This is a genomic window from Rhabdothermus arcticus (assembly GCF_055382915.1).
Genome location: NZ_AP043808.1, coordinates 971,025 through 983,221, shown reverse-complemented (window position 1 = coordinate 983,221; position 12,197 = coordinate 971,025). Strand labels below are relative to the sequence as shown.

Annotated in this window: 11 protein-coding genes; 5 read left to right on the top strand and 6 right to left on the bottom strand. The window is 69.9% G+C overall.

What is annotated here, in order from left to right; translation table 11 throughout:
* Positions 1 to 12: 12 nt before the first annotated feature.
* Together ACZ48Y_RS05065 and ACZ48Y_RS05060 are read left to right on the top strand one after the other, a co-directional pair.
* Complete coding sequence (locus ACZ48Y_RS05065; protein WP_464739373.1) at positions 13 to 309, top strand: hypothetical protein; 297 nt, start codon at positions 13 to 15, stop codon at positions 307 to 309.
* Positions 310 to 2,259: a single-stranded-DNA-specific exonuclease RecJ gene (locus tag ACZ48Y_RS05060; protein WP_464739372.1), complete on the top strand. Its 1,950-nt coding sequence runs from the start codon at positions 310 to 312 to the stop codon at positions 2,257 to 2,259. It begins immediately after the preceding gene.
* Here the strand turns inward: ACZ48Y_RS05060 and ACZ48Y_RS05055 are convergent.
* Positions 2,256 to 4,856, bottom strand: coding sequence for a valine--tRNA ligase (locus ACZ48Y_RS05055; protein WP_464739370.1), 2,601 nt, complete (start codon positions 4,854 to 4,856; stop codon positions 2,256 to 2,258). The two genes, ACZ48Y_RS05060 and ACZ48Y_RS05055, sit on opposite strands and share 4 nt — an antisense overlap.
* 90 nt (positions 4,857 to 4,946) lie before the next feature.
* Here ACZ48Y_RS05055 and ACZ48Y_RS05050 point away from each other — a divergent pair, with 90 nt between their 5' ends.
* Both ACZ48Y_RS05050 and ACZ48Y_RS05045 read left to right on the top strand, forming a co-directional pair.
* Positions 4,947 to 5,507: a helix-turn-helix transcriptional regulator gene (locus tag ACZ48Y_RS05050; protein WP_464739368.1), complete on the top strand. Its 561-nt coding sequence runs from the start codon at positions 4,947 to 4,949 to the stop codon at positions 5,505 to 5,507.
* Complete coding sequence (locus tag ACZ48Y_RS05045) at positions 5,507 to 6,415, top strand: DUF389 domain-containing protein (RefSeq protein WP_464739366.1); 909 nt, start codon at positions 5,507 to 5,509, stop codon at positions 6,413 to 6,415. Before ACZ48Y_RS05050 ends, ACZ48Y_RS05045 begins: the two co-directional genes overlap by 1 nt.
* Here ACZ48Y_RS05045 and ACZ48Y_RS05040 read toward each other — a convergent pair.
* The 3 genes from ACZ48Y_RS05040 to ACZ48Y_RS05030 form a co-directional block, all read right to left on the bottom strand.
* A complete protein-coding gene (locus tag ACZ48Y_RS05040; protein WP_464739364.1) occupies positions 6,402 to 7,160 on the bottom strand; it encodes a LamB/YcsF family protein in 759 nt (252 codons plus the stop codon). The genes ACZ48Y_RS05045 and ACZ48Y_RS05040 overlap by 14 nt on opposite strands.
* A gap of 54 nt (positions 7,161 to 7,214) precedes the next feature.
* Positions 7,215 to 7,913, bottom strand: coding sequence for a c-type cytochrome (locus ACZ48Y_RS05035; protein ID WP_464739362.1), 699 nt, complete (start codon positions 7,911 to 7,913; stop codon positions 7,215 to 7,217).
* An 82-nt stretch (positions 7,914 to 7,995) separates the two neighbouring features.
* On the bottom strand, positions 7,996 to 9,225 hold the full coding sequence (locus tag ACZ48Y_RS05030) for a sulfite oxidase (protein WP_464739360.1): 1,230 nt from the start codon (positions 9,223 to 9,225) through the stop codon (positions 7,996 to 7,998).
* A gap of 108 nt (positions 9,226 to 9,333) precedes the next feature.
* Here ACZ48Y_RS05030 and purU point away from each other — a divergent pair, with 108 nt between their 5' ends.
* The gene (gene purU / locus ACZ48Y_RS05025) at positions 9,334 to 10,194 is read left to right on the top strand and encodes a formyltetrahydrofolate deformylase (RefSeq protein WP_464739358.1); all 861 of its coding nucleotides are present in this window, start codon (positions 9,334 to 9,336) and stop codon (positions 10,192 to 10,194) included.
* On the opposite strand, the gene ACZ48Y_RS05020 is transcribed toward purU, so the two are convergent.
* Positions 10,191 to 11,147 (bottom strand): bifunctional enoyl-CoA hydratase/phosphate acetyltransferase, encoded by a 957-nt coding sequence (locus ACZ48Y_RS05020; protein ID WP_464739356.1) that lies wholly within the window; start codon positions 11,145 to 11,147, stop codon positions 10,191 to 10,193. The genes purU and ACZ48Y_RS05020 overlap by 4 nt on opposite strands.
* Positions 11,137 to 12,171 (bottom strand): butyrate kinase, encoded by a 1,035-nt coding sequence (locus tag ACZ48Y_RS05015; protein ID WP_464739354.1) that lies wholly within the window; start codon positions 12,169 to 12,171, stop codon positions 11,137 to 11,139. The genes ACZ48Y_RS05020 and ACZ48Y_RS05015 overlap by 11 nt, the downstream gene beginning before the upstream one ends.
* Positions 12,172 to 12,197: the final 26 nt, after the last annotated feature.

Here is a 12,197-nt window from a genome sequence, read left to right as displayed (position 1 = left end):
TATACTTGGGGCATGATGCCCCTTTTCGGGTGGCTCTTCACCCTCTTCGTGCTGATCGCGCTGGTGTTCGCCGCGGGCTTCGGGATCGCCTATCCCGAGGCCCGCTTTGCGCTCTTCGGCCTCAACCTGCCGCTTTGGGGCTGGCTGCTCCTGGCCTTTGCCTGGGGCTTGGTCGCGGGGATCCTCTGGTTCTTCTACGCTGAGGCCAAGTGGCGGCTGCGCTGGCGGGAGGAGCGAAAGAAGTCCCAATCCACTCCCGAGGCGACGCCGGAGGCCTCGGTTCCGGTCATCCCTGACCGCGAGATGTAGATGACCCCGGTCTGGAAGGCGCGGCCTTGGCCCGATCCCGAGGCGCTGGCGCGGCTCGCCGAGGCGGTCCAGGTCCCGCCCCTGGTGGCCGCCGCGCTCTGGGCGCGGGGGTTTCGGGACCCCGAGGCGTTGAACCCGCCGCTCCGGCTCTGGCCCTTCCCGGGCCTGAGGCGGGCCGCGGAGGCGGTGGTGCGGGCGATCGAAGGAGGAAAGCGCATCCGTGTCCACGGCGACTACGACGCCGACGGCATCACCGGCACCGCGGTGCTGGTCAAGGGGCTCTCCGCGCTCGGGGCGCGGGTGCACCCCTACATCCCGAAGCGCGACGAGGGCTACGGGGTCTCCCCGGACAAGCTCGCCGAGCACGCCGCGGCCGCGGAGCTCTTCATCACCGTGGACTGCGGGATCACCAACCACGCGGAGCTCAAGACCCTGGTCGAGGATGGGCTCGAGGTCGTGGTCACCGATCACCACACCCCCGGCGAGGCCCCGCCCCCGGGGATCGTCGTGCACCCGGCCTTCGATCCCCGGCTCGAGGGCCAGCCCCAGCCGACCGGCGCGGGGATGGCCTTCTTCTTGCTCTGGCAGGTTCACGCCCTCCTCGGCCTCGAGGCGCCGCTAGCCTATGCCGACCTCGCCGCGGTGGGCACGATCGCCGACGTCGCCCCGCTCTTGGGCCTCAACCGCGCCTTGGTCCAGGCCGGGCTAGCGCGCATCCGCGACTCCGCCCACCTCGGCCTGAGGCTGCTCGCCGAGCGCCACCTCAGCCAGGGGACGGCGATCGAGGTGGCCTTCCGCATCGCCCCCCGAATCAACGCCGCGGGGCGGCTCGGCGAGCCCGAGACCGCGCTCCGGCTGCTGCTCACCGATGACCTCTTCGAGGCCACCGAGCTCGTCGAGCGCCTCGATTGGCTGAACCGCGAGCGCCAGCGGATCGAGGAGGCGATGCTCGCGCGCGTCGCCTCCCGCTTGAACTCCGAGGACCCGGCCCATGTCATCCACGACCCCGAGGGGCACCCCGGGGTGATGGGGATCGTGGCCAGCCGCATCGTGGAGGCCACCTACAAGCCGGTCTTCATCGCGGTCAACGGTAAGGGCTCGGTGCGCAGCGTCCCCGGGGTGAGCGCGGTGGAGGCCCTGCGCGCGGCGGCGCCCTACCTCGAGGGGTTCGGGGGACACCGCCAGGCCGCGGGCTTCAGCCTGGACATGGCCAAGTTCGAGGCGTTTAAGGCCGCGATCCACGCCCACGTTCGCGCCCAGCGCGTGCCCCCGCCCGAGCTCTGGCTCGACGGGCCGCTCTTCAAGGAGGAGCTCGCCGAGGTCTACCGCGCCCTGGCCCTGCTCGAGCCCCTGGGCGAGGGCAACCCCGAGCCGCTCTTCTACTGGAAGGGCCGGCCCGAGGGTCTGCGCCCCCTCTCCGGGGGCAAGCACGTCAAGTTCCTGGTGCGCGGGGTCCCGGTGGTCAAGTGGCGGGACGACGGCGAGGGCCTCTCCGGGGAGGTCGAGCTCGCGGTGCGGGTCACGCTCAACACCTACAACGGTGCCCGTAGCCTGGAGCTGGTGGCCGAGGCCTACCGGCGCCCGGGGCGGGTTCAAGGGACCGGCGAGGCCTGGGCGGAGAACGTGCCGTTGAAACGCGCGCTCGCCCTGGTCGAGGCGGGGAGGCCCGCCTACGCCCGCGGCGAGGGAGCGGCCTGGCTTCGCGCCCGGGGCTTCACGCTCGCCCCGCCGGAGGCCGCCGAGGTCTGGCTGGCCCTGCCCGAGCGGCCCATCAAGCGCCCGGGGGTCAAGGTGGCCCTCGGTCCGGCGGCGCTCAAGGCCCTTTTAGAAGAGGCCGCGGCCTCACCGGTGCGGCGGGCCTACGCCCGCCGCCTGGCCTGGGCCTACCGGGTCGGCGACGCCGCGCTCTTTAGCGAGGCCCTGGCCGGCTACCTGGCGACGCTCGGTTAGCCCACCCGGCGCAGGTTCTCCCGGATGCGTTCGATCTGCGCCCGGGCCTCCTCCAGGCGCTTTTGCTCGAAGGCCACGACGTGCTCCGGGGCGCGCGCCAAAAAGCCCGGGCTGGCGAGCTTTTTCTCCGCGCTTTCGGCCTTCTTCTCGAGCGCCTTGAGGCGCTTTTCCTGGCGCTGCTTCCAGGCCGCGAGGTCCACCAGCCCCTCCGGGACCAGATAGACCGTGACCTCCGGGGTGACCCAGGCCAGCGAGCGCTCGGGCGCCCCGGGCTGGGGAATGGCCCGGGCCAGGAAGGCAAAGACCTCTGCCTCCTCGAAGACCACCTCGCTGCCCGGGCCCTCGAGGTAGACCTCGACCTCCCGGGCGGGGTCCAGCCCCAGCTCGGCGCGCAGGCTACGCACCGCGCTCACCGCGTCCTTGAGGATGCCAAAGGCCCGAAGCGCCGCAGCGTCGACCTCGCCGGGCTCGGGCCAGGCTTCCAGCGCCAGCTCCCGGTCCTCGCCGACCAGGTGGACGTAGAGCTCGCTGGTCAAGAAGGGCATGAAGGGGTGCAGGAGCTTGAGCAGGGTGGCCAACCCGGCCTCCAGGGTCGCCAGCGTGGCCCGGTTTCCGGCCTTGAGGGCGGGCTTCGCGGCCTCGACGTACCAGTCGGCGAACTCGCTCCAGGCCAGCTGGTAGACCTCGCGGGCGGCCTGGGCCAGGTCGAACCGCTCCATCAGCTCGGTGATCCGCGCGACCCCTTCGGAGAGCACCGAGCGGATCCAGCGATCGGCGAGGGTGGGCTGGTCGGTGGTCTCGGAAAAGCCCTCCCGCGCCAGGAGGAAGAAGCGGGTGAGGTTCCAGAGCTTGTTCGCGAAGTGCCGCCCCATCTCGATCCAGCGCCGGTCGAAGCGGATGTCTTGACCCCCGGTCGCCAGGTGCACCAGGCCAAAGCGCAGCGCGTCTGCCCCGTAGGCCTCGACGAGCTCCAGGGGGTCGACGACGTTGCCCTTGGACTTGGACATCTTCTGCCCCTTCTCGTCGAGGACCAGGCCGTGCAGGATGACGTTCTCGAAGGGCCGCGCCCCTTTGAAGTGGTAGCCGGAGACCTCCATCCGGCTTACCCACAAGAAGAGGATGTCGTAGCCGGTGACCAGCGCCTGGGTGGGGTAGAAGGCCTTCAGGTCCTCGGTCTCCTCGGGCCAGCCGAAGACCGAGAGGGGCCAGAGCGCCGAGGAGAACCAGGTGTCGAAGACGTCCGGGTCGCGCCTAAGCTCGGTGGCGCCGCAGACCGCGCAGGCCTTGGGGTCCTCGTCGAAGCGCTCGAGCGGGGGCACGGTGACGTGCCCCTTCTCGCAGTACCAGGCGGGGATCTGGTGGCCCCACCAGAGCTGGCGGGAGATGTTCCAGTCCTTCAGCTGCTTCAGCCAGTCGATGTTCACCCGGCGCCAGCGCTCGGGGAAGAACCGGATCTCGTTGGCCTCCAGGCGGGGGATGACCTCCTCCGCCAGGGGCTTCATCCTGAGCCACCACTGGGGAAAGAGCGCGTACTCGATCGGGGTCCCGCAGCGGTCGCAGGTGGGCTGGGCGACCTCGTAGGGCTCCTCGGCGACCAGGTGCCCGGCCTCGCGCAGCGCCTCGACGACCCTTTTCCGGGCCTCGAAGCGGTCCAGCCCGCGGAAGGGCTCGGGGACCCGCTCCCCGCTCAGGCGCCCTTTGAGGTCGATGACGCTGGGGGCGGGCAGGCCGTGGCGCTGGCCGATCTCCCAGTCGGTGGGGTCGTGGGCGGGGGTGATCTTCAGCGCGCCGGTGCCGAACTCGGGGTCCACCGCGGGGTCGGCGATGATCGGGATCCAGACCTCGGTCAGCGGGATCCAGGCCTTCTTGCCCACCAGCTCGGCGTAGCGCGGATCCTCGGGGTGAACCGCGATGGCCACGTCGGCGAAGATCGTCTCCGGGCGCACGGTGGCGATCTCGATCCGCCCTCCGTCCTCCAGGGGGTAGGCGATCCTGTAGAGCCGGCCCGGGGTCGGGGTGTAGTTGACCTCGAGGTCCGAGAGCGTCGTCTCGCAGCGGGGGCACCAGTTCAAGAGCCGCTCGCCGCGGTAGGCCAGCCCCTCGTGGTAGTAGCGGACGAAGGCGTAGCGCACCGCCCGGGAGCGCGCCTCGTCCATGGTGAAGGCCTCCCGGGTCCAGTCGGCGCTGGCCCCGAGGCGCTTGAGCTGACGGATGATCTGCCCCCCCGAGGCCTCCTTCCAGGCCCAGACCCGCTCTAAAAACGCCTCCCGCCCCAGGTCGTGGCGGGTCGTGCCCTCCTGCAGCAAGAGCCGCTCCACGACTACCTGGGTGGCGATCCCCGCGTGGTCCGTGCCCGGGACCCAGAGGGCCTCATAGCCGCGCATCCGCTTGTAGCGGATGAGCGCGTCCTGGATCGCGTTGTCCAGGGCGTGGCCCATGTGCAGCACGCCGGTGACGTTGGGCGGGGGCATGACAATGACGAAGGGCCGTTTTTCGCCCCGCAAGACCTTCTTGGGGTCGGCGCGAAAGGGCGCCTTGGCCCAGCGTTCCGCCCACTTCGGTTCGACCTTCTTGGGATCGTAAGCTTTGTCCAGCATCGCGTCGGCTCCTTTGGGGCCCGAAACGGGGCCAATGTAAGCCCTATCCTAGCGGTTTGCGCGGCGCCTGGGCTAGGGTGGGGTGGTTTTATGAAGCGTCCCTTAGGACGGACCAAATCCCGCCTCCTCGAGGCCCTCGAAGCCGGTGCCCAGACCGCGGGTGAGCTTGCCGAGCGCCTGGGGCTCTCCCCGGTCGCGGTGCACCGTCACCTCAACGACCTCAAGGCCGAGGGGCTCGTCGCCTACGAGCTCAAAAAGCGGGGCCGGGGGCGGCCCGCGCGCTTTTGGCGCGCCCGGCGGGACGGGTTTTGCCGCGAGGTCCTGGCCAAGGTCCGCGCCCGGCTGGGATCCGAGGGGCTCGAGGCCCTCTTGTTTGACTGGCACCTGGAGCGGCTCCCCCAAAAGGGGCTCGACCTCCAAGCCCTCGTTCGCTGGCTCGAGGCCGAGGGCTACGCCCCCCGGGTTGAAGCGGCCAACGGCCAAACGGTCCTGGTCCAGACCCGCTGCCCCCGCCTCGAGCTGGCCCAGGGGCACGCCGAGCTCTGCCGCGCCGAGGCCCGGGCCTACGCCGAGCGGCTCGGCCGGCCGGTCCGGCTGGAGGCGACGCTGGCCGCCGGGGATCCGGCCTGTCGCTTTTGCCTGGAGGAGTGATGGCGGCCCGCCTGCTCCGGGTCCACGTTGGCGCCGAGCGCCTTGAGAGCCTGCTTTCGGCCCTGGAGGAGGAGGGGCTCAGCCCCAGGTACCTGGGGGAAAAGGCGCTGGGGTTCGAGGTCGAGGTGCTGGTCCCGGGGGACCGCGTCGACCGGGTGCTCTTCAAGGTGCGCGAGATCGCCACCGGCGACGACCTCGCGGTGCTTTTGGCGCCGCTTTGGACCTGGCCGGAGGTGGCCGAGGGCGAGGCCCGCACCGGGATGGAGGAGCTCGAGGCCACCCTGGCTGATGGGGCCCGCATCTCGTCGCGCTACCTGCTCTTGCTCGTCGGCTCCGCGGTGCTCGCCTACTTCGGCCTGTACCGCGACGACGCCGCGCTGCTCATCGCCAGCATGGTCACCGCCCCGCTCTTGATGCCCGCGGCGGCCCTCGCCTGGGCCGGGCTCAGGCGCGACGCGCGGCTCTTGCTCGGTGCCCTCCAGGCGCTCGTCGTGGGCGTCGGCGTCGGGCTCGGCCTGGGCTGGCTGCTGGGGCTGGGGTTCCCTCTGGTCCCCCAAGCGCTGCTCCTTTCCCGCACCCATCCCAATCTGGGGGACCTGGCCCTGGCCTTGGTCTCCGGGGGGATCGGCGCGGCGGCGCTGTTGGGCGGGCTCTCCACCAGTCTGGTGGGGGTGATGGTGGCGCTCGCGCTTTTGCCCCCGCTGGTGGGGGCGGGGGCGCTCTTCGCCCTGGGGATGGCCCGGGAGGCCTTCGGCGCGCTCTTGCTCTTTGGCGCCAACCTGGCCTCGATGATGCTCGCCTACAGCCTGGGCTTTACCCTGGCCTTTCGCTGGCAGATGGCGAAGGTGGCCCCGGCGTTCCTGGCCTGGCTCTTGGTCTTCTGGCTGCTCTGGCTCAGTAGGCCTTGATCGCCACCCCCGCGGCTTCGAGCGCCTCGCGCACCGCGCGGGCGATCTCCACCGCCTCGGGGTTGTCCCCGTGCACGCAGAGGGTCTCGGCTTCGACCCGGACCCGGCCGCCGTCGAGGGCCTCGACCTCGCCCTCGAGCACCATCCTCACCGCCCGCTCGGCGGCCTTCTTGGGATCCCGGATCAGCGCCCCCGCGAGGCGCCTCGGGGCGAGCCGGCCGTCTTGGAGGTAGGCCCGATCGGGAAAGGCCTCGCGCACGTAGCGCGCCCCCACGGCCTTGGCCGCCTCCTCCATCAGCGTGCCCCCGAGGAGGACCAAGGGCAGGTTCGGGTCGTAGTCCTTCACCGCCCGGGCCACCGCCTCGGCCAGGTCGCGGTCTTTGAGCATGCGCAGGTAGAGCGCGCCGTGGGGCTTGACGTGGTGCAGCTCCATGCCTTCGACGCGCAGGAAGGCGCTGAGGGCCCCGATCTGGTAGAGGACGTCGGTGTAGGCCTCCTCCGGGCGCACCGCCAGGTCGCGCCGACCGAAGCCCACCAGGTCGGGAAAGCCCGGGTGGGCGCCGACCGCGACCCCGTGGGCCTTGGCCAGCTGCACCGAACGCCGCATCACCCGGGGATCCCCGGCGTGGAAGCCGGTCGCCAGGTTGACCGAGGAGAGGAGGGGGAAGAGGGCTTCGTCCTGACCCATCCGCCAGGGTCCGAAGGACTCCCCGGCGTCCGCGTTGAGGTCGATCGTCTTCTTCATGGGTCTATGTTAAGGCCGGGCCCAGCGGCCCGGCCTTAACATCGCGAAACCCGCTTACTTCAGGTTTTGGCGGTAGGCGTGCACGTCCTTCGCGGAGAGTCCCTTCTTGCGAAGCTCCGCGACCTCCTCCGGGGTGAGGTGCTCGAAGCCCTCGGGGATCAGCTTTTCGTTCCCGAAGTTGGTGCGGATGTAGCGCACCACCGCGGCGATCTCGGCGTCCGAAAGGTAGCCGAAAGAGGGCATCAGGCCGTTGAACTTGGCGCCGTTGACCTCGATCTCGCCCTCCAGGCCGAAGAGCACGACCAGCGCGGGGTAGGCGCGGTCCTTGAACAGGTAGGGGTTTTCGCTCAGCGGGGGGAAGGCCCCGGGCACCCCCTTGCCGTCCTTGCCGTGGCAGGCCACGCAGGCCTTCTGGTAGACGTCCACCCCCTTGACGTCCGTGGAGACCATCTCCTCGGCCGCTTCGGGGGGCGGGGGCGGGTTGGGGCCCATGTAGGTGGAAAAGTAGTCGAGGAGGATCTGGAACTCCTCGGGGGTGAGCTCGAGCCCGGCCTCCATCATCGACTCGATGAGGTCCTTCCAGGCCTCGCGATCAAGGCCGGCGGAGTCCAGGACGTACCCCAGGTCGTGGCACTGCTGGCACTTGGTGAAGGCCAGGTCGCGTCCCGGCCCGGGCGGAAGCTGGTCGAGCTGGGCCAGGGCCGGGAGGCCCAGAACCAGCGCGGTAAGGACGATGTGCCGCCAGAACTTCATTCAGGAACCTCCCACTGGTATGCGGTATGACGCGGGGTCGAAGAACATGCCCCGGAGCATCCGGGGCATGCCCTCTCGCCGATCAGGAAACTTTGACCTTAATGCGGTCGACGCCGTTCCACTCGTAGCCCGAGGGGTTCCAGTGGATGCCGCCGTTCAGGGGCTGGGCGCGACCCAGCTTGTCCACCGCGCGCACCCAGATTTCGCGCTCGCCGGGGCGCAGGGCGACGTAGGTCTCAAAGTAGGTCCAGCCGAAGAGCGACTTGCCCGGCTTGAGCTTGGCGACGCTCCAGGTCTTGCCCATGTCGGTGGAGACCTCGACCTGGTCGATCGGGACCACGCCGTCGTTCCAGGCGACGCCGGTGACCTTCACCGTGCCGGCCTTGACGGTTTCCCCGTCGAGGGGCGCGAAGATCACGCTCTTGACCTTCTGGTGCCAGTTGGGGCGGGAGTTCTCGAAGGTGTAGTCGCTCTTGGAGAACTTGCCCGGCTCGACCGGGTAGATGGGGACCCGGTAGCGCGGGATCTGGTTGTAGTTGTAGGTCTCGTGCGCCTCAAAGCGCAAGGACCCGATCCACTTGACGTTCATCGTGCCGTAGTAGCCGGGCACGATCAGCCGCACCGGCCCCCCGTGGACCGCGGGAATCGGCTCCCCGTTCATCTCGATGGCCAGGATCGCGTTGTCGCGCACGTAGGGGTCGGTCCAGGGGAGGCTGTGCTCGAAGTCCGGCTTGGAGCCCGAGGGTTCGTCGCGCCCGTTGGCGGTGAGGAACTTCGCCGCAGGCTCGTAGGGCTCCACCTTGAAGTGCTCGAGCACGTCCTTGAGCTTGGGCCCCTTCCAGACGGTCTGGCCCATGCCGCCGTGCTTCCACTGGGTCCCGCCGGTCTTCTTCGCGTACTTGGCATAGAAGCTGCGCCCGTTGCCCGAGCACTGGAGGACCATCGTGACCTCGTGCTGGGGGAAGTTCTTCAGCTCCGAGGCGTCGAACTTCGCGGGCCGGTGCACCAGGCCGATGATCTCGATCGGCCAGCCTTTAAGCGGGATCGGCTCGATGGTCTTGCCGCCAGCGAGGACCTGGTTGTTGCGGATATAGAGGATCTCTTTCGGCGTGATCTCGTACTCGCGCAGGAGCTCGAGGGGCGTCTCCATGACACCGGTCGAGGTGTTGTGCACGATCAGGCGGGGATCCTTGCCTTTGACCACCTGATCCGCGCTGGGTTTGGCCTGGGCGTTCGCCCGAAGCACGCCGGGGAACGCGCCGAGCGCCACCGCGGCGGCCCCGGTGCGTTTGATGAACTCCCTACGGTCCATGCCTTGGTTTTTTTCCTTCATACCGATGCACCTCCCCACAAAGGGTCGGGACATTTATACCACGAAGCCTTCTGAGGGGCAAGGCGGGGTATTTGTACAATCCTGGACATGGCAGCGCACGTGGCCCGGTTGCTCGTCGCCGCCCCGGACCGGCCCGGGATCGTGGCCGCGGTCTCGGGCTTCCTCTACCGACACGGGGCGAACATCCTGGACCTGCAACAGCATTCGACGGACCCCGAGGGCGGGCGGTTTTTTATGCGCCTGGCGTTCGACGCCTCGCGGCTCGACCTGAGCCCCGATGCGCTGAGGGCGGCCTTCGCCGAGGAGGTCGCGGCGCCGTTTTCCATGGACTGGCGGATCACCTACGCCGATCAGGTGAAGAAGACCGCGATCCTGGTCTCGAAGGCCGACCACGCCCTGCTCGAGCTCCTCTGGCGCTGGCGCCGCAAGGAGCTGCCCACCGAGATCACGATGGTCATCGGCAACCACCCTCACCTCGCCCCTTATGCGCGGGAGTTCGGCGTGCCCTTTTATCACGTGCCGGTCGGGGCGGGGGGGATGCCCGAGGCCGAGCGGCGCATGCTCGAGCTTCTGGAAGGGAGGGCTGACCTGGTGATCCTGGCCCGCTACATGCGCATCCTCTCCGCGGCGTTCATCGCCCACTACCCGAACCGGATCATCAACATCCACCACTCCTTCCTGCCGGCCTTCGCCGGGGCCCGGCCCTACCACCAGGCCTACGACCGAGGGGTGAAGATCATCGGGGCCACCGCCCACTACGTCACACCCGAGCTCGACGCCGGACCGATCATCGAGCAGGACGTCACCCGGGTCAGCCACCGCGACACGGTGCGGGATTTGATCGAGAAGGGGCGGGACCTCGAGCGCCAGGTCTTGGCCCGCGCGGTGAAGTGGCACCTCGAGGACCGGGTCCTGGTCTACGGGAACAAGACCGTGGTCTTCGCCTAGGTGACGTAGGGCAACCGTTCGGCGAGCACCACCGCGAGGGCCAAGGAGAGGAACTTGACCTCCTCGGGGTCGGCGCGGCTGGTGAGGACGAGCGGCGCCCGGGCCCCCATGATGATCCCCGCCCCGCGCACCCGCGCGAAGTAGATCAGGCTCTTGTAAAAGACGTTGCCGACGTCGATGTTGTCGACGATGAGCACGTCCGCCCGGCCGGCGACGGGGCTCTTGATCCCCTTGATCCGGGCGGCTTCCTCGCTGACCGCGTTGTCCAGGGCCAGCGGACCGTCGACGATTGCCCCCTTGATCTGGCCGCGGTCCGCCATCTTGGCGATGATCGCGTCCTCGACCGAGGTCTCCATCTCCGGGTTGACCACCTCGACCGCGGCCAAGAGCGCCACCTTGGGGGTCTTGACGCCGAGCGCGTGGGCCAGGGTCACCGCGTTCTCCACGATCTGGATCTTCTCCTTCAGCCCAGGGTTGATGTTCATCGCCCCGTCGGACATGAAAAAGAGCCGGTCGTAGCCCTGGGCCTCGAAGACCAGGACGTGGGAGAGGAGCCTTCCGGCGCGCAGCCCCCAGTCCCGGTTGAGCGCGGCGCGAAGGAAGTCCGCGGACTGGACCAGGCCCTTCATCAAGACGTCGGCCTCACCGGAGGAGACCGCCTTGGTGGCGAGCTCGGCGGCCTCGATGGGGTCGCGGGCAGGGCGGATCTCGAGGCTCGTGGGCCGGATCCCCAGCTCGTCGGCGATGCGCCGGATGCGCTCCGGGTTGCCGAAGAGGATGGGGTGCACCAGTCCCTCGACGCGGGCCTCGTTGACCGCCTCGATCACGTGGGCCTCGTTGGCCGCGGCCACCGCGACCTTCTTTGGCCCCTTGACCTGGGCGATCAGCCGCGCCAGGTCGAGGAGCTGGTTCATCGTGCGTACGGGCTCGATCTCGCCGAACTCAATCGCCATAGCGGCGCACCTCCTCGCGGCCGTCCAGGGCGCGGCAGGCCCCCTCGGCGAGGGCCTCGGTCTCGAACTGGCCGGGAAAGCGCAGGAGCGGGGCCAGGTGTCGGGTCCGGGCCTCGACGCGGTCCACCACGTGGGCGAAGCGGGCCGCGGCGCCGGTCACGAAGAAGGCGTCGGGGCGCGCGTAGACGCTGAGGGCGGCGAGGTGCTTGGCCACCTGGAGGGCGTAGGCTTCGACCACCACCCGGACCTCCGGTTCCCCGAGCCGGGCCTCGATCGCCTTGAGGTTGTCGGTCCCGAGCAGGCCCAAGAACCCCGAGCGCCGGCTGAGGACGTGGCGGGCGGCGTCGAGCCCGCGCTCGCGCACCAGCTTGAGCACCCCGTGGATCGGCGTGGTCCCGGCCCGGTTGGCGCTAAAGGGCCCCTCGCCCAATAGGGCGTCGGTGGTGTCCGCCATGCGCCCCTTCAAAAAGAGCGCGACGCTCGTTCCCCCGCCCAGGTGGGCGCCGACGAGGACCGCGTCCTCGAGCTTCTTGCCCAGCTGCTTGGCGGCGAGCCGGGCGACGTAGCGCAGGTTGAGCGCGTGCACCCGGCTCTGGCGGCGCACTCCGGGAACGCCGGAGACCTTGGCCTCGGGGAGCATCTCGTCGATCGTCGGGGGGTCGACGACGAAGGCCGGCACCCCGAAGGTCCGGCTCAACGCCAGGGCCATCGCCGCCCCCAGGTTGGCCGGGTGATAGCCGTAGGGCGCCTTGAGGCCGAGCGCGGAAAGGCGCTCGTCGACCGCGTAGACCCCGGCGGCAAGGGGGCCAAAAAGGCCACCGCGGGCGGCGATCGCGTCGAACGGGGCCAGCGCCTCGGCCCGCGCCCGGACCCAGGGGAGGCGGGCCGAGAGGTCCGCCTCCGGCGTCTCGCCGATCCCCGCGGGGGCCTCGTCCGCCTCGAGGACCCGCACCCCTTCGGGGGTGCACTCGGCGAGGGCCAGCTTGGTGCTCGTGGAGCCGGGATTGATGACGAAGACGCGCACGCACCTAGCTTACCCCAGCGCCTTTC

Coding starts and splice junctions, on each gene's coding strand:
- purU (WP_464739358.1), top strand. CDS start 9,334: ATGGCAGCGCACGTGGCCCGGTTGCTCGTCGCCGCCCCGGACCGGCCC.
- ACZ48Y_RS05035 (WP_464739362.1), bottom strand. CDS start 7,913: ATGAAGTTCTGGCGGCACATCGTCCTTACCGCGCTGGTTCTGGGCCTC.
- ACZ48Y_RS05060 (WP_464739372.1), top strand. CDS start 310: ATGACCCCGGTCTGGAAGGCGCGGCCTTGGCCCGATCCCGAGGCGCTG.
- ACZ48Y_RS05030 (WP_464739360.1), bottom strand. CDS start 9,225: ATGGACCGTAGGGAGTTCATCAAACGCACCGGGGCCGCCGCGGTGGCG.
- ACZ48Y_RS05045 (WP_464739366.1), top strand. CDS start 5,507: ATGGCGGCCCGCCTGCTCCGGGTCCACGTTGGCGCCGAGCGCCTTGAG.
- ACZ48Y_RS05055 (WP_464739370.1), bottom strand. CDS start 4,856: ATGCTGGACAAAGCTTACGATCCCAAGAAGGTCGAACCGAAGTGGGCG.
- ACZ48Y_RS05065 (WP_464739373.1), top strand. CDS start 13: ATGATGCCCCTTTTCGGGTGGCTCTTCACCCTCTTCGTGCTGATCGCG.
- ACZ48Y_RS05040 (WP_464739364.1), bottom strand. CDS start 7,160: ATGAAGAAGACGATCGACCTCAACGCGGACGCCGGGGAGTCCTTCGGA.
- ACZ48Y_RS05050 (WP_464739368.1), top strand. CDS start 4,947: ATGAAGCGTCCCTTAGGACGGACCAAATCCCGCCTCCTCGAGGCCCTC.
- ACZ48Y_RS05020 (WP_464739356.1), bottom strand. CDS start 11,147: ATGGCGATTGAGTTCGGCGAGATCGAGCCCGTACGCACGATGAACCAG.